Source organism: Bacillus sp. CPT56D-587-MTF (assembly GCF_058792335.1).
The window spans coordinates 766,799-786,205 of record NZ_JBYTEF010000001.1 but is presented as its reverse complement, the minus strand read 5'-3'; the positions used below and the strand labels follow the sequence as shown (position 1 = coordinate 786,205).

The window sequence follows — 19,407 nt, the reverse complement described above, 5'->3', positions numbered from 1 at the left end:
CATCATAGTAAAAACCTATAGTTGTTAGACTTGTATCTAACAACTATAGGCACCATTTATATCAACATTGTTTTTACAAATGCTCTTTATAAAAACTTGTTAATTTTTCAACTGCAATTCTTACTGGTTCTGGTTGGTCGTATAAATCGTAATGACTCGCACCTTCCACAACAAGTAAATCTTTTTTCTCTGAAGCTGCTTTCTCATACAGCTCATGACCATCTTTATAAGAACCGAATGCGCCTTGCTTGCTACCGACAATAATTTGCAGCGGCTGCGTTAATAACGTATCTGCTAAATGGAACGCATCAAAACCAATTACCGATCCCATGCTCGTAAAGTTTAGCTTATTTGGAGAGTTAACACTTTGCCCTCGTGGCGTTGTGTAATACTCAACTGCTTCTACAATATCTATATCGGTCATACCCGCTGCTACTAACTCTTCCTGATTTTTAGGAATCCAATTTGTAATCAGTTCCTCTGCTCCGCGTGCTTCAGCAGTACGTTGTTTACCAATCGCCTCTAACACCCCAATTGGATCAGCTTCACGATTTAATCGGCCAATATTTGCACCAACAACTGTGCCAACTGCTTTAATGCGGCGCTCTGTCATTGCGGCATTTACCGCATAACCACCGCCCGCACAAACGCCTAACACACCGATACGTTCTTCATCTATATAAGAAAGAGTAGTCAAATAATCTACCGCTGAGCGAATATCTTCAACGCGCGCAGCTGGTTCTTCCATATATCTCGGTGCACCTTCACTTTCACCTTGATACGATGCATCAAACGCAAGCGTTACATAGCCTTGTTCTGCTAACTTCTCTGCATATAATCCTGCCGTTTGATCTTTACAGCTACTACCTGGATGCACACAAACAATCGCTGCATTTTGTTTCTTTCCCTCAGCACCTACAGGAATATTTAAAATACCTGCAACTTGTAATCCTCTTGCATAAAAACGGACATTTCTTTTCGTAACTGCCATATATAAAACCACCCTTATCTTATTATTAATTTTACACTTGTGAGAGTTATTACTCACATGTATATTTATAATAAAATGAGTAGAACCTTGTTTCAATGACCACATTTACGCATTTGGGTGATAATACACACATAAAGAAATATGTGTATCAACAACGGAGGAACACGATATGGAGAAAATCGATAGAAGAATTATAAAATCACAAAACGCCATTCAATCGGCATTTATAGAAATGTTAATTACAGATGGATTTGATGAAATTACAGTTAAAAACATTACCGAAAAAGCAAATATCGGAAGAAAAACGTTTTACTTACACTATCTAGATAAGTACAATTTATTAGATAAAATTGTGGACGATCATTTAGACCAATTAAAAGAAATATGCTACGAGAAGCAAAACAAAGAATTTATAGAAGGAACAATCATATGGTTTGAATACTTCAAAGAACACAAACCATTTTTTGCGGCACTATTTAGAAGTAACAGCACCTTATCATTTCAAAAAAAATTACTAACTTTCATCATGGGTGAAATAGAGAAAAAATTAAATACAGACACATCAGTAAATAAAAACATCGATAAACATATCGTCTTAAAATTTTTAGGAACAGCTGTAATGGGCATTTTAGAGTCTTACGTGTTGGATGAAATTGATAGTGATGTTGCGTTTGTTGCGACGCAAGTTGGAGAATTGATTAGGAGGAATATATAAAATGAAACTTTAATCAGTGGGGATTTATTCATCCCCCACCTAACTTCTTTGCTTTCGCTGCATTTTGAGGTGGGGGTCTTACTGCCCAGCAAATAGCGGGATAAAATAAAATCACATCAATTTCCTTAATAAGGATTGATAAAATGCTATTATCGTTATCCTTCAAAACTCATCTATGCAATTATGCATAACCATCCATTCCGTTTTATTTTCATGTTACGATATAAATGTAATACGACATATATCGACAAAGATAAAAGGAAGTGATTGTATGAAACGTTCTAAAACATACTTAAAATATTTAGCATTATCCGCTGTTTTTGCTAGTAGCGCTGTAACTCTTTCAACACCTGCTGCTTATGCTCAAACAACATCGCAAGTTGTAACAGATATCGGGCAAAATGCAAAAACACATACGAGCTATAATACATTTAATAATGACCAAGCTGATAATATGACAATGTCTTTAAAGGTAACTTTTATCGATGACCCAAGCGCTGATAAACAGATTGCCGTTATTAATACAACTGGTAGTTTTCTAAAAGCAAATCCTACTATAAGTGATGCACCTATTGATAACTACCCAATCTCTGGCGCTAGTGCAACATTACGTTATCCTTCACAATATGATGTTGCATTTAACCTTCAAGATAACAGCGCTCGTTTCTTTAACGTAGCACCTACAAATGCTGTAGAAGAAACGACTGTAACATCTAGCGTATCTTATCAACTTGGTGGCTCTGTTAAAGCTTCTGTAACGCCTAATGGCCCTAGCGGTGAAGCTGGTGCAACTGGTCAAGTCACTTGGTCTGACTCTGTAAGCTATAAACAAACTAGTTATAAAACGAATTTAATTGACCAAACAAACAAAAACGTAAAGTGGAACGTATTCTTTAACGGATATAACAATCAAAACTGGGGTATTTATACACGTGACTCCTATCATTCTTTATATGGAAACCAACTTTTCATGTACTCTCGCACATACCTATATGAATCTGATGCAAAAGGTAATTTAATACCGATGGATCAACTTCCAGCGCTAACAAATAGCGGTTTCTCTCCTGGTATGATCGCTGTTGTTATCTCTGAAAAAAATACAGATCAATCTAACTTACAAGTCGCTTATACAAAACACGCCGACGATTACCAACTTCGTCCAGGCTACACATTCGGAACTGCAAACTGGGTTGGAAACAACGTAAAAGACGTTGATCAAAAAACATTTAATAAATTATTTACACTAGATTGGAAGAATAAAAAGTTAGTAGAGAAAAAATAAGTAAAAAAAACGAAGGGACTATTTAGACTCTTCGTTTTTTACTTATTCATAATAAGATCCCGCGAGTAATACCGTCGCTATGAAATTCCATGATATATTTTTAGGCATCTCTTCACCTTTATTTTGAAAAGCATCCATTAAAATATCAATGCTTTCATCACTTATAATCAATTTATCCCCTTTTATTTCCTCTTTATAAAAAGACATATTTTCTCTCCTTTACTCTCTTATACATATCCCTTGAAGACTCTCTTTTTCTTTCTATCACACTAAACCACGCACCACTTCTTCTAATAATAAATTCAACCATTCATCCAATTTGTTTTAAAACACTCTAATACACTCAGCTTTCTTTCCATAGTACTATCTCGACATTATACTCATTCTTTAGAAAAGAAAAAGCACTTCTCATTGCTTCATCTACTACAATAAGGCTAGAATAAATTAATCCTCTTTGAGCATCGTCATATCCAATGAAATGTAATACTTCTTTTGTATATAACATGAAATCTTCTAATTCTAATTGCACACCAAAGTCCCAATTTTCATGTGCATACCATACAATAATCTTCTTAGACAATAAACTAGTTAATTCACGTTCAAATTCTTTTATTTCATTGATAACTTGTTCAGCATTTAATTCACTCATAACTTTGATAGGATTCGGTGTTTCATCAATTAAAAAGTTTACTAATGAAGCAATTTTCTTCCCGCTAATAATCTGAAATTCTTTTATAGACGGACATAACATTAAAAACTTTTCTCTAGTAGCCTTTTCCTCTACCTTTTCTCTTAACATTGCAATTTTCTTTAGACGTTCATTCACATTTATCACCTCTAAATTAAAAATATTTATATTCACATTTTTTTTATCTAAATCAATAATAAAAGGTCGATTCTGATTGTCTTTTACTAGCAAAATTACATTTTGTTATAATCCAAACTCATTTTTTTAAATTGATAGGCTTCAACAATAGACTTAAGACTTATTAATTCTTTACATACAATATCTTTCATATATATCAAAAACCTCTCGTTTATTCTAAACATAAAAAATAAGCATCAAACTTCCTTAATATTAATAAGTTTGATGCTTACTCACAATTATTATTTAAAATATTTTTATCAAACCGTAGATAAACGATGTGGATCACAGAAAGTTTCTGTATCAATCTCTTTTTCCAGCCAAAGGTCAAAGAGCGCACTAATATCTCCATCTCCTTGTTCCATCATATACTCTTTTTCTGCTTGATGAATAGGTAATAACCAAAATAAATCAAGCTCCTTTTCTTCAAAAAACTCCATTAGCTCTGGAGACTCTCCTGCCTCAATAACTGCCGGGCTTACTAAAAGCACATTCATTGAAAAATCAGATTCAGCATCCGCATTAGAAATTGTATCCCCATAATCAAACGAGGTCTCATCTATAAATGGATAATGTGCTAATCCAGCAAGCAAATCAATCATTTCCTCATTTTGATTTGCATTTAACCAAATTAATTCTCCTTTAGCACCATTGGTCATATATTCAGCTGACATCCCTAATGTCACATATGTCCATACTGGCCTATCTTCATTTTTCGGGAATTCTAAAACGTATAGCATTCCTTTTTTTAGAGCGGTATTATCTAATTCTACTCTTTTAGCTCCTCTTTCACCCCAGGTATATTCAAGAATCTGACTAGGCTCTCCAAAATGTTCATAGTATTTTTTCTGAATGTCACTTAATTTATTTTTTCGAAAAAAATTCATTTATGCTCTACAACCCTCTTTCTACTATACAACCTTGTTATTAAAGATAGATTTCTTCTTTCCAACTACTGGATTTAGATTGAACTACTATTAGATTTTCACTTTCCCATTTTAATGTACCCAAAAATCTTGCATACACCATTTCATTTCCTACCTCTTCCACCAATAATTGATCTCGAATCTTTAATCCCTTTTCATCATACACTTCACATCGTAGCTGGAAACCTTTAACACGATGAATTCCTTTTAATATCGCTATCTTCTTACGGCTTGGGCTTTTCTTAGGTGTCTTCCCAACTAAAAATATTCCTTCATAGTTTTGCTTCACAATTTCATCTAAAGATTCCTCTATATACCCTTTAACAACAGATGATGAAAGAGTAGAGTTTTCTTCAAGTCCAAGGACAACATATTGGCGTACTAATTTGCAAAACTCTTTGTATTTCTCTTCAACTGAATTTAATGCTAAAAAGTCCATAAAATCATATGGAACATATATACGAATTTCACCCAAAGCTCTATTCACTTCATATGAAATATCAGTGTTTTCGTTAGCTAAACAAAAGACAGTTACTTTTTCAATCTCTCTTAATCCCATCTCAAACTCGCTAACTTTCTTTGAGAAAATTAGCTCGAAAATTCTAATTTCATGTACAAGCAAATAATGTTTTTTAGGACGTTTTTTTTTCCAATCGTAAAACTTTACTTCAAGCAATATAATTCACTCCTTTAAATTTATCACCATGGCATCAGGGACCTATGATACCTTTTATTAATTTATTAAACTGTACTCCTTATTCATTTTACCTTATCTATATTTTTCATATGCTCTACTCACAACGCATGCGGTGACATAACAGCCATAAATACATCACTTCTCTCACCTGGTGCCATATACATTCCTTCTGCATCTAAATATTCAATGGAAAAGGCTGCTAGCTCATACGCCATTTCTTGATCGCATTCAAAAAGTGGATTTATAAAAACCTCACTTCCTGTAATCTTTTGTAAATCTTTCAAACAGTTAGACTTACTTCTTGTATAATCAGCCACATTCTCATTAGCCCAAGACCACATCCAACTGTTACGCTTTCCAGACCAAGACCCTATAAAAACAACACTAAATTCAAGTAATACTTGACCATTTTTTTTAAACTGTAATATACATTGATCTTGATCATACCAATACTCATCAAAGTTATAGATATTATAATCCGAAATGAATTTTTGCTGTTTACTTTCTAATTTGTCATAACACATAACAAGATAATTCTCGAATTGTTCATCCGTCATTGCCAATTATCACACGCTTCCTTCCGTCAAGATTTCCGCTACAAACAATATACCTTATATCTTACTCTCTCAAAACCTATATAAAGTGAAACTTTAATTAGTCCTTACCAATCGGGCTTTTACCGGTATCCCCCCGCCCACATATCATATACGTTTCTATCACTAAGATATCTTAATATATACAAAGAAAGAAGAACTTATATAAGCCCTTCTTTCCATAAATAGTTTCTTTACTCCGTCTAATTTATTTTATCACGATAAATAAATTCAATATTACACAAATGCACCCCAACCATCTGTATATCCACCAAACTCTTCACCCGGTTTATTCAATTCCTTTTGCATCTCTACGATATCCTCATAAATTAAGAACATTTCTTTAGAACAAGTACATGTCCAATCTTCAAATTCTTCATTAAAATCTAATTCACAATTTAAGTCCAATGCTTGTAATCTACCAATTACTTTTTCTCCATTACCTTGATCAGGAATTGCAATAAAGAAATCTACTATGTGTTTTTTATTAAAATCTATCCCTTGCTTGTATAACATATTTAACACTTGTCCATCTTCATCTTTTGGGAATTTCATTATTTCTCCCCTTTTCTACAGCATATAATAAACCTTCATTTGGAACAAAAAATATTTCATTACTTAAAGTCCTCTTTATCCGTTACTTTTAAGTTTTTTCCATTCCTTATACCTAGTATCGATCACTTCTTTTAATTTAAAGTAATTTCCCCAAGTATCTTGCACTTGATATAATGTATCACACTCTAAAAATACATCATCATAATCATCTAAATATAAACCTTTTTCAAAATCAAAATAATCTATTGCAAATTGATTCCCTTCATCATTTAACATGTCATCGCTTAAAACCCCATCCCAGAACATATAAACCTGAGTTCCAATCATTTTTCTAAGTTTAAATTTATTAATTTCCTCTTCGGTCTCTTCTAAGAATTCATCACTAAATAAATGATTATCAATAATCCAACCTAAGAACATTCCAGTATGTACAAATGCTTGCTCCATCGGTAACTCTTGTGGGAAATCTCCTTCATAATGATATTTAGCTTTATCGTAAACTATTGTTTCGAACAAAATTCTCACTCCTATTTCACATAATATAATTGAGCTCAAATATATTATAATAAAAAGCATCTATCTAGTATTTTATAATAATACTTCTTAATCATTTAACTTATAAAAATAAATTATTCTTTGACACTCCCAATAAAGAGGCAAGCTAACTAAAATCAATGGATTAGTCGCTATCAAAAGCGCGGTCTATCGCTGACGCACAAGATTACCGTGTGTTATCACCACTCTCAGGCACTATCAAACCGAATAAAATTCAATATAGACTTTTCCGCATTACACAATCTGTAAATAAAATCCCCCATAAGTTACATTCAAGGTTTTGTATATAATCATAAAAACTTTGAATGATTCCTTATAGAGGATGCTAATATTTATAATTAATAAAAAACAGAGTCTAATGTTTTTCTAGAAAGGCTAACTAAATATCAACAATTAAACCTACTATAATCATTACAATAAATAACTAAATTCACCTATCTTAAATTCATATTAAAAAGAAAGTTTTCAAATAACTCCAATTGAAATTTATCCCGCGTCTTTAAATACTCTTTCTTCTTTTCAATGATTTGCTCTAACATCTCTTCTTTATTTAATAATAAAGCTAATCCAATAGCATTTTGCGCTCGATATCCCTCAAATGTTGTACCTAGTAATGCAGCTTCGTCATCATCTCTTACACATAAATCAAATACATTTTCTATATCTACATACTTATCAATATATGGAATGAAATATTGTTTGATCTCTTTTAATATATCTATGGTAACAGGCAAAATATCGGTTTTCTTTTCAACACACCATCTTTTTTGCTCCCTATGGACTAAATTCCCTAACTCAACCCCAATCGTATAGGTTTCCTTTTTCTCTTTAATTGTTAAACCTTCATCCCATTGATTTTTCATATTCTCTAATTCGTCAAACCGAATTCCCACATCCACCGTCACATGAAAATCTTCTGGATGATCGATAAAAGCTAAATGCATACTAATTTTTCCTTTATCAAATTTTTTCACAAAACTTTGTTGTGTAATCCTAGTCTTATAACCGTCTTCTTTTAACTCTTCACCTAGATCTTGCAGTAGCTTTAATTTTAATTCTTTTTTGTTCATATGATTCCTTCCGTTCTCTATTTTGATTTATCCCACGAGGATTAGATACATGTCCTATCCTATATATAAAGAAAAAAGAGCCTATATTCGCTCTTCCTTCATACAAACATTTAATAAATGCATCTTTCTAACCACTAACTTTTCTGATGATATATTAATAGCCTCTAAAAGCAAACTGAATATACATGTATGTACCAACACCATAAACAACAAAAGCAACTATAGTAATTAGCCAATTTTCACGAGTTTTTTTTACATACTTCGAGCATGCCCAAAAAAGAAGTAAAATAATTAATTGAATTGCAGTCACTTTTGAGACAGCAATTATAGTAGTTTCTGTAACATATAATATCCACACTCCTAGAGACATACGTATGATTAGAATAATAAACAAAAACCTATTCTTACTAATACTTTCTTTAATATCAAACAGATAATTTTCTTGAAAAAAAACGACCAATGTTAATATAAGACTTAAACTCAAAACTATAATAAACTCTAAAAATTCTAGAAACGCTATCCACATCAACAATTCCCTCTTTCTTTTCCTATAGCATAAGGTTCATTGTAAATTTTTAATGCAGCTATTCTATTTTTACTAGAAAGATTCAACAATCGTTTTGCATTCACATCATACTAATATGTAACATTACCATGCATCTTAAACTACCATTAATTTGTTATCAAGATTATATCGAATTGTTTATAAAATACATATAGAAAAAAGTAGAGCCAACACTAGCTCTTCTGCATCAATACGAAGTATCCCCGCTCATGGAGATACTAATTACTTATATACGTCTCTCCAAAACTCGATGGATTTCCTTTCAAATTTCACTAACGCTTTTATAATTCATCTTCTACATAAAATACTACATTTTGAAAACTGCTTTTAAATTTCTCTATGCTATAGTCGTCATCACTGGCAAACATTAAAATTGATGTATCAAAAAAACCAAACTCCATTAATGATCCTGGCAACGTTAAATTGTACTCATCTTTCCAATACTCTCTGTTTTCTGTAATAATTGGAGTGTCTGGAATACTTTCAAGGAGTTTTTCATTTCCTTTCTCCACAGCAATCACCACTCCAAATATAAGTAAAACTTTATACTCTTTCAAAAAGCTATAAAGATTTTCACCTGAAATATAAAATTTTTCTTGCTCAAATATGGTATCCATCACTTCCGCTCCGCCTTTAAATACGTGCGGCACCATATCTGCAAATATCCAATCATACTTGCTCATATCCTCAAACATAAATGAGAGCATTTCGTTTATATATTCTGAATCATCAGCTACATACAATCTCATAGTATCACCATTTCTTTCCTAGAGAGTACCATACAGTATGTTCTTCTTTTCCTTTTTCCAGTTAAAATAATGTTTTATGAGGAACTACAGGGTGTTCCTTAGTATTTTCGTACTACATAATATTCACCTGTAAAATGTCCCACTATATCAATTCTTTGATATTAAAAACTTGTAAAATATCTTGCTCTAACTTTATTGCATTAAAGTCCGACGTAGCCTTTTCCCCTAACAGTATAATAGATTGAATAATATTTTCAATTATCAATATTTTCTTCGTAGCATAATCTGCAGATAAAACTGTCTCATAGTCAATCCTTAATCGAAAGTCTGCTACTTTACTCTTCTTTTTAAAAAGCTTTCTTTCTTTAAAGAAACCCGCAGCTTCATATTCCGGAGTTATGTTAACTACTATAGGGATTATAGCTATTTCTTCTACTTCGCTACCATAATTATTACTATTTAATTTTTCAAGGTCACTACCGATTTCTGAAATTATATTTATAAATTCCTCAGCAATGTCACCTTCTAATTCACCACTCAAAAAAAACCTCATAATCACTCATCCTTTTCAATTATTACTTTTATTTAGCGGGGGACGCTTTCTATCTGTTTCATATAATGGATTGATGGTGCCACTCTTTCTCCTACCTTATATATCTTTTTATAGGAATATACTTTTAAATTTTACGTAGAATATATCTTTCAGGCGGGCCGCTCCCCTGCTCAGCTTGAAAATATAATAATTTACTCGGTATGCATGAAATTAAACAAGGTAAACCACACCAAATAACTTTTTCTATTGCACATTCTAATCCCATAAAACTCCCATCAATTTCACTAATAAGGGACATTACGTAACAAGAATCCTTTGCTCCATATTTTTTGGGATAGATTCAAAATACATAGAATTTAAGATAGTGTCATGGTTATGCGCCAAACGCCCTAATGCCTTCACTCTTTTTTTAGGTGAAGTTAGTTCAAAAATAATTCTATCCTGGATTTTAAAAAAAAAAACTCCTAACTATGAGTTCTTCATATTCTTTATCCATGTATCTTTTATCCTCCTATATTCTTAAAGTTACCTTTTCTGAAAAATATAAGTGGTGCGACATATATCTATTAATTAACTTTGGACATCTCCAGTATCTCCTTGCGCTAAAAAAATCATTTAATTACCTCTTATTATTTTCATGTTGCATAAATATCGAAATTATTACTAGCAATCGTTAAAAGCGCACCATCATATTGAATAAATGCACACGCCGATGATGGAACTAATTCGATTTGTGGTACAACACATTCTCCCATTAAACACTTCATCAATTTACTTTGATTTATTTCCTCTAGTTTAATACCAACGCTATTTCCTAAACTGATAATAGCAAAAGTATTTTCTATACTTACACCATAAAAATACTTGATTATATATGATACTTCTGTCCTTGGTATAGAATCAAAAACAAAGAAAATGTTCCTTCTTCCCGAATCAAAAACTGTGTAGGAAATGTTTTTAGACTCTATTTCTTCTTTCACATTTTTTTCCTCAGATTTATCTACATGTACAATAAACTGATTAATCCTCTCTTGAACAAGTAAACTTAAATTATCAACATTACGATTATAATCATCAAATAAATCTGTTTCATAAATATCAGTTATATTACTAACACGGTATATATTTGCATCTTCAATACGTTGAACCTTTTCGAATGTAAACTCCATAGTACACCTTCTTTTCTCTCAAAGTTATATTTATCCCTATTCCATCCTACTATTCTCATTTAATAATATTAAGTTTATCTATTCCTATTTGTTTTTATAAATCAATAATAATCTAATTCTCCTCACAGAGAATCCGCTTTTCACCTTATAATACGCTACTTGTAGAGTATGCATACCATTCCCTTTTCCATATCTGTTTCGTATAACGGATTAATGTTGTCTCCATTTAAATCAAAATTCCGAATTATAGGCATTTAAATCCCTAGCTTCTTTAAAGTAATTTCTAAATTTATCATCAATATTTATATCGTTACTTAATAACAACATCAAACTGGAATCCCAACAAACAATTTCAAGTTTTGCTTGAGGGTGCTGAATATTTGGACTTGGTACCCAGAGCCCTTCGTTTCCATTTGCATAGGGCTCTACAAGCAAATTATTAATATCAATGTTTATAGACTTATCAAACGCAGATAGTACGCCCCAAATAAATTGAGGATTATATTTCTTTACGAGATTTGAAAGATTTTCACCTGCTATCCAAACTATTGGATACGACATTTTAGGATAATCTCGGATAAGTTTCTCTTCCTGATGTGCGACAATCTCCATGTCTGTTATAAGCCAATTAAACTCTTTTTCCCTACCTTCAAATGAGTCAAAAACGGAAGCTAAAACTGTATGTTTAGATCCATGTAAAATGAAGTTCATCCAATCCCTCCAATTAGTAACAATCGATAAGTTAGCCTTCTTGAACTTATTATGTGTAGATAATTAAACAAATACCAATGAATACTGTTACTATACACAATATAATAGTTGTTGCAGTATCTAGCAAAATACTTACGGCTAGGAAAATTATTGATTTAAGGGCAAAAGAAGGTCCTTTTTCTTTCCATTGCCGATAGATTTGTATCATTGCATAAATTAATGGAATCATACCACCTATAATCAGAATAATCCCTATTATTTTCTCCATGTTTCCTCTCCTTTTAAAGATTCGAATCAATAAATATACTATATAATCATACGCCCTCAGAATATATCCTTATATTTTTGGAGTTATTCTACACATGCAAAACTCTCTAATCATAGCTACGCTCGTATTAAGCGCATTGTTAAAAATTATATAATCTTTCATTCTGTAATTAACGGAACTTTCCATCTGCTAAAAACGTTGCCATACAGCTTAACATTTTCTAAGGTATTAAATTTCCTAAGATATCAATTAGCTCTTCTAATGCTCTTCCCAAATCGTTTATATTGTCTCGTTCATCAAAACCTTTTTCCATTAATTCATCTACTATAATATCTCTCAATTTATTTATTTTTTCAGTTTCTATCATACTTAAGTCTTCATAAACATTTAACCATAGTAAATGTTTATTTTGTGATTCTAATGTCTGTTTCAATAAAATCTGCATCTCTTTATTTAATTTAAACAACCTTATCTTCTCCTTTCCCAGTTTTAACAGCATTTAAAATCACCTTAGATGATACTCCTACAGCTTTATTACTACCTCTTACTATAGCAGCCTTTATTGCTTGTTTACCTGCACTTTTCAGCACACTTTGCATCGCTTTTCGATTTCCAACTTTTACTTGGGACGCCTTTACCTTACATTTTGTTTTAGATTGTTTCCACCCTTTAGATGCTCCCGTTATAAACGATCCCAATTTACTAACAAAATTCCCTCCACCCATAAAATTAAAACTATAGCTCTCTGCCCAACCCTTTATTCCCGCTTTTACTCCCCTAGAGTTTGCATAAAGCTGTTCTGTCATCATAAACCCACAATTGTGTCGTCCCCCAAGGACGATATGCACAATGCCCATCCGGATCCACCGATAAGAACACACCATGGTCTGGATTATAGTACCTCGCAATCAATTAATACATGCCAATTTCTTTATCATACATGTATCCCGCATATCCAAATGGATTGTCTGCTGCTATTCCTTTTGCGTCGCCCTTTAGGACATTTCCCCAAGCATCATATTCACAGTTTGCTACCACTTGTCCATTTTGATCTGTTATCGCTACTACATCGCCACGTGCACCGTATTGGTAGAATAATAAGACTAATTTATATCTTATATAAACAAAGACGAAGCCTTCCAAGAGACTCCGCCTTTTCAATGTACAATGAACTTCAACAATTACTAGCTATTATCTAAACATTGTTCTGTTTATGCTTTTTTCAAAACTTACCACCGAACTTATTCTATTACTTGTGTTTCCCAGCCATCATAACTAGTACATGTTCCACTATATAAAACCGCTAACTCAGCCATATGTTTTGTTTCTTCCCAAACATTTTCTTTTGTTGGTATACAATTTTTCCCCACTATAAATACATAGTAACGTAACCCATCTTCTGAAAGTTGTTCAGATGGTTCATAAATATCATAACCTTTTTCATGTAGCACATCTGCAATTTTCTCTGCAATCTCTATTGTATCTACTAAAAAGTAATGTTCTAGGTAATGTACCTTTGTTAAATTAGATCCCGCGTTCTTCAAAGCAGTTAGCGTTGCTATGTCCTGTTTTTCTCGTTCCTGTTTTTCATGAATTGTTTCTAACATTATAAATCTCCTTCAGACCAATTTATAGTGTATTTCTTCGACAAACCCATGTTTCTTTTCTAATTTGTCTTTTGCCTGTTAAATATTTCACTTTATATATTTTCATTTAGTTACAAAATTCATTTGATTTTATTTCTAAATTCTTCTTGCACTTTTTTAAATTTCTGCTCATATTTTCTTATTTTTTCTACATCTTTCTTCGAATTAAGGCAAGGTCTTTTTCTACCAGTCATCATTATATCTTTTCCTTCTGTGGACTCCATGCGTACATACGGTTTAAAAAATTCACATTCTGTATTTTGTAATACCACCGATAATTTAGCGTATTCTTCCATAGGGAATTGGTTAGATATATTCAATTTCTTAAGCCTTTTCAAATTCATTAATGGCTCTAAAGAATGATCTTGAACTTTAATATTCATTAAAGTTAGCTCATTTAATCGTACTAAGTCACCAATTGGCTCCAACGTTTTTACATTAAGTGCTTTTGTTATCCCGCCGCCTAAATAAAGACCTCCTAAGTTTCCTCCATCTTTTATTGGTGTTAAATCTTCTAATTTCGAGAAGTCTTCTATTAATAGATAAGTAAGATTTTTATTATAACTAAAATTCCACAAATCAGTATTTTTAGTATTCCAACACAAATATACTTCCCTAAGATTAGACATCATCTGTAGAATCGATAAATTTTCTACTCTCATTTTATAAACATATAGTAATTCAGGATTAACATGCGTCATAATATTATCAAATTGCTCCTGATTCACTGCAAAAACCCATAATTCCTTAATTTTCAACTTACCTAAAAGTTCTATATTCTTTGTTTCACCATCAACAGATAACTTTTGTACATCAGTATTAACTCCAACTAAATCTCTAGTAACCTTAGGTTGTTTACCTAATGGAAACATATAATCTCCTCCAAATACTAGTTAGTTTAAAAGTGACAATAATTCAACATCAATGAAAATAAATCGTAACTACTCAGCTTCTTCAAATAAAAAAACAGGCCAAATACATGTTTCCGATTCGAAAACATGAAAAGAAAATACTCCAATCAGAGAAAGAATCTATGCCAAATAGAGAAATTCTCTTATGAAGTCGTGTTATTCCAAGGAACCGTTCTAGTTTCTATGACTTGGTTTATCGCTTGTAAGACCGATTGTTTTTGTTTTTTCATGGTACTCATAAAGCTTCGTATCTGACAAAAAGATTCTGCGCCTTTCTTACTTCGGAAAGTCCCAGACACTTTCTGTTTTACTTTCGTCATCCGAATATCCCGTTCTGCTTGATTGTTATCAAATGGAATGGCTGGATGTTCTAAAAACCCTAGAATTCTGTCAGAATACTTGACGAAGCGATTCCATAAATTTTGAGAAGGCGTCTGCTTTCCTTTCTTCTTTTGTTTCGTGGAAAGAATCTGTTGTTCTTTCAATATGGATTGATACATAATAAACAGATTCTTTTGCGTCGCTTTTGGCATGGTACCTTCGGATTGCTTTTTCATCGTCAACGCTTGCGTTAGAAATTTCTGCATCTGTTGTGCCCATTGTTCTCCAGTACTATCTATAATTCCTTGTAAATCTCGTAAGAGATGGGCATTACATAAAACGTGACGACAATCTGTATACGCATCATACGATTTCCAACCATCATGCATCGCAATTCCAGAAAAAGATGGCAAGATTTCTCCAGCATCCATTGCTTCTTTTCCACGTTTTTGATGAATATGTTGCAATGTCACCTCCGGTGTACTGGCAGTATGTAACCATTGTGTTTTGTTTTCTACACGCATACCAGTTTCATCAAAATGGACAACAGGAGACTGCAGAATCTTTTCCTTTACTTCTTTTATGAATGGCTGCAATTGAGAAGCGAAAGCCTGTGTATGATTTACCAGGGTTCCTTCGCTTATAGAATGTCCAAAACAATCCTGAAAGAATTCTTTTGTTCGCTTCAAAGAAATGCATTGATAATGCGTTAAATAGGGAATCAGTCTTTTTATATTTGGACCATATTGAACAGGACGAGATACTGTCGAAGGAAATTGGGCTTCTTGGATAGAATGGCAATGTGGGCATTCTTTCTGTTCTACTTTATGTTCTGTCACTTCGATCTGAATAGGTGGTAAGTCATACACTTGGCGAATGCGATACCCTTTTACAGGCTCGTGGTTCAAGGAAGTATGACAACAAGTACAATATGTAGGAGAATGTGTAATCGTATGATCTGGAGTCGCTGTCAAACCAAGAGTATGTCCCTTGTGGCCCAACTGGCCACCCGTTTGACGATGAGACGGTTTGCGCAAACTTTTTGTAACGGGCTTACCCAAACCATCTGTAGAAGGTGGCTTATGACTATTTTTGGAGTTTTTTTTTGAAGCATTTTCTAGTTCTTGTATACGTTTTTCTAACTTAGAAAATGTTTCTTCAAATAAAGAAATAACAGCTTCAGGTCCTTTTTTATATGTATCTAAAATAATTTTTCGATCGACCATAAGATTCACCTCCCCTGTTTGATATACTCAGTATTTACAAATGGGAGGCATATGAAACTAGTAAAATTTAAAAAAGACACCGAAAGGTGGCTGAGTAGTTACAATAAATCATTTTGCCCCACTCTATTAAAAATGAAATGTTCACTTACTTCCACTTTTTATATTTTGTACGACTTTGCTGCATATAAGATTTATATTTTTTATTCTTTTTACCTATGGGTCTAATTCTATTTCTTAACTCTTTTTGGCCACCATATTTTAGATAGAATCGGTGTTCCATCCCTCTGGCCTCAGAATAACTTAAATTGCGCCTTACACGTGTAAATTTCAAGTCAGGATGTACTGCTCTATGCGCTATTTTCCTAGCAGCTGGACTAATCGTTCTCCCAACGTACTCCACTTTACCTGCACTATTTTTCAAAACATAAACAGTATGTTTTGCAGCTTTAATCCTTGAGCCGCCAACAAACCCAATAGCGCCTGCCGCTACTACCCCTTTCCAATTCTTACCTGATTTATACGCTCCATATCCATCATAAAGCGCAAAACCAGCATTAACAACTAACCAAGCAGCATGCCCATCTGGATCCGTCATCATCGCCGGATTATTATCCGCATACGTATACCCATTCATCGTAACCGGATCATCCTCATCGTCCGGATCAGGATCCACCGATAAGAACACACCATGCTCTAGATTATAATAATGCGCAATTAGATAATACATGCCAATTTCTTTATCATACATGTATCCCGCATATCCAAATGGATTCTCTGCGGCGATACCTTTTGTATCACTCTTTACTACATTACCCCATGCATCATATTCATACGTTGCTACAACTTCTCTATTTTGATCTGTCATCGCAACGACATCACCACGTGGGTTGTAGTGGTAGTATAGCGTTTGTCCTTTTGCTTTCATCGCTAGGCGCGCGCCACTTGTTGAGTATACATATTGACGAAGGACATTTCCACTACCATCCGTCTCATATAACGGATTAATACTATCTCCATCATAGAAATAACGTGTTACTTGACCATTTACACTCTTTTCAATACGACGACTATCATTATCATATTTATAAGTCGCAAATGCATTGCTTTCGCCTTGTTTTGTGATAGCTACAAGTTGGTCATCTTCGTTCCATGTATACTTGTACTTCCCGTCAGATGTACGATTTCCATTCGCATCATACGTTAACGATTCGTTTCCGAATTTCACAAGCTGATTTCCGTCATTAAATGTTGCTGCTATAGATTTTGTTTCTTTTCCATTCTCTACAACTTTCACACTTGTACGGTTTCCAAAACCATCATATGTGTATGATTTAGTTGTTCCGTTTGGTAGTGCTTCATTTAATAATTGGTTAATCGGGTCATATACAAAGTTTGTCTATCATGATTCTTTTTGCATCACTTTTTAATAAGATTATCCCACACACCATATATGTTTTTACCACTAAGCTACCTTAATATATACAAAGAAAGAAGAGCTTATATAAGCTCTTCTTTCTCAGGCTGTGGAGAAAGTCTTCTCCACAGCCTGTTTTTGTGTCTGAACCTCTTTTTATGTGTCAACACTGATAAAAAAGAGGAAAAGGAGAGATTTTTTATGATGGGTGCTTTAAAAAATCATCGTGATGAGCGTGTATCTGTTTCTGTAGAAGAGTTGGTTCCACAAGATCATTTCCTTCGTGCAATTGAAGCGACAATTAGTTTTGATTTTATTGAAGAGAAGTTACGCCCTTATTACTGTGAAAACAATGGACGCCCGTCCATTCATCCTATTGTTTTATTTAAGATGATGTTTATTGGATATTTTTACGGTATTCGTTCTGAGCGTCAATTGGAAAAGGAAATTAAAACGAATATTGCCTACCGTTGGTTTTTAGGGTTTTCTCTATCGGATACTATTCCGGATCACTCTACAATCAGTTGGAATCGTCGTACTCGTTTTATTCATACAAATATTTTCGAAGAAATTTTTGATGAGATTGTGAGACAAGCGACGGAGCACCGGATGGTAGGAGGACGTGCACTGATGACAGATTCTACACATATTAAGGCCAATGCCAATAAAAATAAATTTGTACATAAATATAAAAAAGAAAAAGCAAAGTTTTATATAGACGAGCTAGAAGCTGCGGTAATCGAAGATCGTGAGGTACATGGAAAAAAGAATTAAAACCTAGAAAGGAAAGTGATACCCCTACCAAAAAAACTCGTATAAGTACAACGGATCCAGATAGTGGATTTTTAATGAGAGATGGAAAACCAAATGGTTTTCATTTCTTGGATCATCGTACGACTGATGCGAAGTACAATATTATTACAGATACCTATGTAACGGCTGGAAATATGGCAGATTCCGAGCCGTATTTAGCACGCCTCCAAGCTCAGATTGATAAATTCGACTTCAAAGTAGAAGCTGTTGCCCTTGATGCTGGCTATTTTACAGGATATATCTGTAAGAAACTATCAGAACGGAATATATTTATGGTGATGGGGTATCGCCGATTTGGAAAACGGAATAAAGAAGTACCGAAAAGCCAATTTAAATATGTAGAAGAAATGAATGTTTTCGCTTGTCCGATGGGATGTATTCTAGAATATGTAACAACTGATCGTGAAGGATACCGTCAATACAAATCGAATCCAGAAGACTGCGCTGTTTGTCCGTTACGTGAGGTGTGCTTTTCAAAGAAACAAAAACAAAAAGTTATCACTCATCATGTGTGGGAGAAATATAAGGATATTGCTAGAAAAAACAAGCTAACAGCTACAGGGAAAAGGTTGTATAAAGTACGCTGTTCCACTATAGAGCGAAGCTTTGCAGACGCCAAAGAACTACATGGCTACCGCTATGCCCGGTTTCGAGGGCTGAAGTCTGTCCAAATGCAAGCTTATCTCACCGCAGCTTGTCAAAACATGAAAAAAATAGCCCTCCACCTGACCAAAAAGGGTCAGGTGGAGGGCTATTTTTTAAAATTCTATTATTTTATGTTGTTTTTATTCGCTAAAATCAAAAAAGATTCC

At 33.3% G+C, this 19,407-nt stretch carries 22 protein-coding genes and 5 pseudogenes; 4 read left to right on the top strand and 23 right to left on the bottom strand.

All coding sequences use genetic code 11. The features are described 5' to 3' along the window. Positions 1 to 73 precede the first annotated feature (73 nt). Positions 74 to 991, bottom strand: coding sequence for an alpha/beta hydrolase (locus AC3WVZ_RS04135; RefSeq protein WP_000301566.1), 918 nt, complete (start codon positions 989 to 991; stop codon positions 74 to 76). A 169-nt stretch (positions 992 to 1,160) separates the two neighbouring features. Here AC3WVZ_RS04135 and AC3WVZ_RS04130 point away from each other — a divergent pair, with 169 nt between their 5' ends. After that, on the top strand, positions 1,161 to 1,706 hold the full coding sequence (locus tag AC3WVZ_RS04130) for a TetR/AcrR family transcriptional regulator (protein WP_000410998.1): 546 nt from the start codon (positions 1,161 to 1,163) through the stop codon (positions 1,704 to 1,706). Positions 1,707 to 1,977: 271 nt separating this feature from the next. Beyond that, positions 1,978 to 2,988 (top strand): beta-channel forming cytolysin CytK2, encoded by a 1,011-nt coding sequence (gene cytK2, locus AC3WVZ_RS04125; protein WP_074047566.1) that lies wholly within the window; start codon positions 1,978 to 1,980, stop codon positions 2,986 to 2,988. A 42-nt stretch (positions 2,989 to 3,030) separates the two neighbouring features. Here cytK2 and AC3WVZ_RS04120 read toward each other — a convergent pair whose 3' ends face one another. The 18 genes and pseudogenes from AC3WVZ_RS04120 to AC3WVZ_RS04035 all read right to left on the bottom strand — a co-directional run. After that, entirely contained in the window at positions 3,031 to 3,195 is a 165-nt protein-coding gene (locus AC3WVZ_RS04120; RefSeq protein WP_000011709.1) for a hypothetical protein, read from the bottom strand. Positions 3,196 to 3,331: 136 nt separating this feature from the next. Next, entirely contained in the window at positions 3,332 to 3,814 is a 483-nt protein-coding gene (locus tag AC3WVZ_RS04115) for a hypothetical protein (RefSeq protein ID WP_033693220.1), read from the bottom strand. A gap of 6 nt (positions 3,815 to 3,820) precedes the next feature. Then, positions 3,821 to 4,005: pseudogene (locus AC3WVZ_RS04110) on the bottom strand (hypothetical protein); the annotation flags it as partial. A 108-nt stretch (positions 4,006 to 4,113) separates the two neighbouring features. Continuing rightward, the gene (locus tag AC3WVZ_RS04105; RefSeq protein ID WP_001008993.1) at positions 4,114 to 4,740 is read right to left on the bottom strand and encodes a suppressor of fused domain protein; all 627 of its coding nucleotides are present in this window, start codon (positions 4,738 to 4,740) and stop codon (positions 4,114 to 4,116) included. A 40-nt stretch (positions 4,741 to 4,780) separates the two neighbouring features. After that, a complete protein-coding gene (locus tag AC3WVZ_RS04100) occupies positions 4,781 to 5,455 on the bottom strand; it encodes a hypothetical protein (protein ID WP_061456910.1) in 675 nt (224 codons plus the stop codon). A 119-nt stretch (positions 5,456 to 5,574) separates the two neighbouring features. Beyond that, positions 5,575 to 6,039, bottom strand: a complete 465-nt coding sequence (locus tag AC3WVZ_RS04095; protein WP_063220284.1) for a DUF6882 domain-containing protein — start codon at positions 6,037 to 6,039, stop codon at positions 5,575 to 5,577. A 267-nt stretch (positions 6,040 to 6,306) separates the two neighbouring features. Beyond that, positions 6,307 to 6,624, bottom strand: a complete 318-nt coding sequence (locus AC3WVZ_RS04090; protein WP_048656594.1) for a ribonuclease E inhibitor RraB — start codon at positions 6,622 to 6,624, stop codon at positions 6,307 to 6,309. Between the two features lie 75 nt (positions 6,625 to 6,699). Continuing rightward, positions 6,700 to 7,140 (bottom strand): DUF7832 domain-containing protein, encoded by a 441-nt coding sequence (locus AC3WVZ_RS04085; protein WP_233936058.1) that lies wholly within the window; start codon positions 7,138 to 7,140, stop codon positions 6,700 to 6,702. Between the two features lie 473 nt (positions 7,141 to 7,613). Further along, positions 7,614 to 8,249, bottom strand: coding sequence for a hypothetical protein (locus tag AC3WVZ_RS04080; RefSeq protein WP_063220286.1), 636 nt, complete (start codon positions 8,247 to 8,249; stop codon positions 7,614 to 7,616). A gap of 154 nt (positions 8,250 to 8,403) precedes the next feature. Then, on the bottom strand, positions 8,404 to 8,775 hold the full coding sequence (locus AC3WVZ_RS04075; protein ID WP_065381916.1) for a hypothetical protein: 372 nt from the start codon (positions 8,773 to 8,775) through the stop codon (positions 8,404 to 8,406). 320 nt (positions 8,776 to 9,095) lie between these two features. Continuing rightward, the gene (locus tag AC3WVZ_RS04070) at positions 9,096 to 9,563 is read right to left on the bottom strand and encodes a hypothetical protein (RefSeq protein ID WP_001242144.1); all 468 of its coding nucleotides are present in this window, start codon (positions 9,561 to 9,563) and stop codon (positions 9,096 to 9,098) included. 142 nt (positions 9,564 to 9,705) lie between these two features. Next, on the bottom strand, positions 9,706 to 10,116 hold the full coding sequence (locus tag AC3WVZ_RS04065; protein WP_100651208.1) for an Imm44 family immunity protein: 411 nt from the start codon (positions 10,114 to 10,116) through the stop codon (positions 9,706 to 9,708). Positions 10,117 to 10,751: 635 nt separating this feature from the next. Then, positions 10,752 to 11,285, bottom strand: a complete 534-nt coding sequence (locus AC3WVZ_RS04060) for a hypothetical protein (RefSeq protein WP_000397230.1) — start codon at positions 11,283 to 11,285, stop codon at positions 10,752 to 10,754. A 231-nt stretch (positions 11,286 to 11,516) separates the two neighbouring features. Further along, positions 11,517 to 11,996, bottom strand: a complete 480-nt coding sequence (locus AC3WVZ_RS04055; protein WP_100651206.1) for a hypothetical protein — start codon at positions 11,994 to 11,996, stop codon at positions 11,517 to 11,519. A 49-nt stretch (positions 11,997 to 12,045) separates the two neighbouring features. Continuing rightward, complete coding sequence (locus tag AC3WVZ_RS04050) at positions 12,046 to 12,264, bottom strand: hypothetical protein (protein ID WP_000411162.1); 219 nt, start codon at positions 12,262 to 12,264, stop codon at positions 12,046 to 12,048. A 220-nt stretch (positions 12,265 to 12,484) separates the two neighbouring features. After that, on the bottom strand, positions 12,485 to 12,730 hold the full coding sequence (locus tag AC3WVZ_RS04045) for a hypothetical protein (RefSeq protein ID WP_000475564.1): 246 nt from the start codon (positions 12,728 to 12,730) through the stop codon (positions 12,485 to 12,487). Beyond that, on the bottom strand, positions 12,723 to 13,121 hold the full coding sequence (locus AC3WVZ_RS04040; RefSeq protein ID WP_492310904.1) for a hypothetical protein: 399 nt from the start codon (positions 13,119 to 13,121) through the stop codon (positions 12,723 to 12,725). The genes AC3WVZ_RS04045 and AC3WVZ_RS04040 overlap by 8 nt, the downstream gene beginning before the upstream one ends. Positions 13,122 to 13,179: 58 nt before the next feature. Next, positions 13,180 to 13,383 (bottom strand): annotated as a pseudogene (locus tag AC3WVZ_RS04035) (hypothetical protein); the annotation flags it as partial. Here AC3WVZ_RS04035 and AC3WVZ_RS04030 point away from each other — a divergent pair. Next, positions 13,371 to 13,463 (top strand): annotated as a pseudogene (locus AC3WVZ_RS04030) (IS6 family transposase); the annotation flags it as partial. The pseudogenes AC3WVZ_RS04035 and AC3WVZ_RS04030 overlap by 13 nt on opposite strands. A 42-nt stretch (positions 13,464 to 13,505) precedes the next feature. Here the strand turns inward: AC3WVZ_RS04030 and AC3WVZ_RS04025 are convergent. The 4 genes and pseudogenes from AC3WVZ_RS04025 to AC3WVZ_RS04010 form a co-directional block, all read right to left on the bottom strand. Further along, positions 13,506 to 13,871, bottom strand: coding sequence for a ribonuclease E inhibitor RraB (locus AC3WVZ_RS04025; RefSeq protein WP_100651204.1), 366 nt, complete (start codon positions 13,869 to 13,871; stop codon positions 13,506 to 13,508). 119 nt (positions 13,872 to 13,990) lie between these two features. After that, positions 13,991 to 14,782: a hypothetical protein gene (locus AC3WVZ_RS04020; protein WP_063246189.1), complete on the bottom strand. Its 792-nt coding sequence runs from the start codon at positions 14,780 to 14,782 to the stop codon at positions 13,991 to 13,993. A 182-nt stretch (positions 14,783 to 14,964) separates the two neighbouring features. Continuing rightward, positions 14,965 to 16,368: an IS66 family transposase gene (gene tnpC / locus AC3WVZ_RS04015; RefSeq protein ID WP_233935200.1), complete on the bottom strand. Its 1,404-nt coding sequence runs from the start codon at positions 16,366 to 16,368 to the stop codon at positions 14,965 to 14,967. A 145-nt stretch (positions 16,369 to 16,513) separates the two neighbouring features. Continuing rightward, positions 16,514 to 17,764: pseudogene (locus tag AC3WVZ_RS04010) on the bottom strand (RHS repeat domain-containing protein); the annotation flags it as partial. 219 nt (positions 17,765 to 17,983) lie between these two features. Here AC3WVZ_RS04010 and AC3WVZ_RS04005 point away from each other — a divergent pair. Continuing rightward, positions 17,984 to 19,353 (top strand): annotated as a pseudogene (locus AC3WVZ_RS04005) (IS1182-like element ISBth7 family transposase); the annotation flags it as partial. Positions 19,354 to 19,407 lie beyond the last annotated feature (54 nt).

Coding starts and splice junctions, on each gene's coding strand:
- AC3WVZ_RS04135 (WP_000301566.1), bottom strand. CDS start 991: ATGGCAGTTACGAAAAGAAATGTCCGTTTTTATGCAAGAGGATTACAA.
- AC3WVZ_RS04130 (WP_000410998.1), top strand. CDS start 1,161: ATGGAGAAAATCGATAGAAGAATTATAAAATCACAAAACGCCATTCAA.
- cytK2 (WP_074047566.1), top strand. CDS start 1,978: ATGAAACGTTCTAAAACATACTTAAAATATTTAGCATTATCCGCTGTT.
- AC3WVZ_RS04120 (WP_000011709.1), bottom strand. CDS start 3,195: ATGTCTTTTTATAAAGAGGAAATAAAAGGGGATAAATTGATTATAAGT.
- AC3WVZ_RS04105 (WP_001008993.1), bottom strand. CDS start 4,740: ATGAATTTTTTTCGAAAAAATAAATTAAGTGACATTCAGAAAAAATAC.
- AC3WVZ_RS04090 (WP_048656594.1), bottom strand. CDS start 6,624: ATGAAATTCCCAAAAGATGAAGATGGACAAGTGTTAAATATGTTATAC.
- AC3WVZ_RS04080 (WP_063220286.1), bottom strand. CDS start 8,249: ATGAACAAAAAAGAATTAAAATTAAAGCTACTGCAAGATCTAGGTGAA.
- AC3WVZ_RS04075 (WP_065381916.1), bottom strand. CDS start 8,775: ATGTGGATAGCGTTTCTAGAATTTTTAGAGTTTATTATAGTTTTGAGT.
- AC3WVZ_RS04070 (WP_001242144.1), bottom strand. CDS start 9,563: ATGAGATTGTATGTAGCTGATGATTCAGAATATATAAACGAAATGCTC.
- AC3WVZ_RS04065 (WP_100651208.1), bottom strand. CDS start 10,116: ATGAGGTTTTTTTTGAGTGGTGAATTAGAAGGTGACATTGCTGAGGAA.
- AC3WVZ_RS04060 (WP_000397230.1), bottom strand. CDS start 11,285: ATGGAGTTTACATTCGAAAAGGTTCAACGTATTGAAGATGCAAATATA.
- AC3WVZ_RS04055 (WP_100651206.1), bottom strand. CDS start 11,996: ATGAACTTCATTTTACATGGATCTAAACATACAGTTTTAGCTTCCGTT.
- AC3WVZ_RS04050 (WP_000411162.1), bottom strand. CDS start 12,264: ATGGAGAAAATAATAGGGATTATTCTGATTATAGGTGGTATGATTCCA.
- AC3WVZ_RS04040 (WP_492310904.1), bottom strand. CDS start 13,121: ATGGGCATTGTGCATATCGTCCTTGGGGGACGACACAATTGTGGGTTT.
- AC3WVZ_RS04025 (WP_100651204.1), bottom strand. CDS start 13,871: ATGTTAGAAACAATTCATGAAAAACAGGAACGAGAAAAACAGGACATA.
- AC3WVZ_RS04020 (WP_063246189.1), bottom strand. CDS start 14,782: ATGTTTCCATTAGGTAAACAACCTAAGGTTACTAGAGATTTAGTTGGA.
- tnpC (WP_233935200.1), bottom strand. CDS start 16,368: ATGGTCGATCGAAAAATTATTTTAGATACATATAAAAAAGGACCTGAA.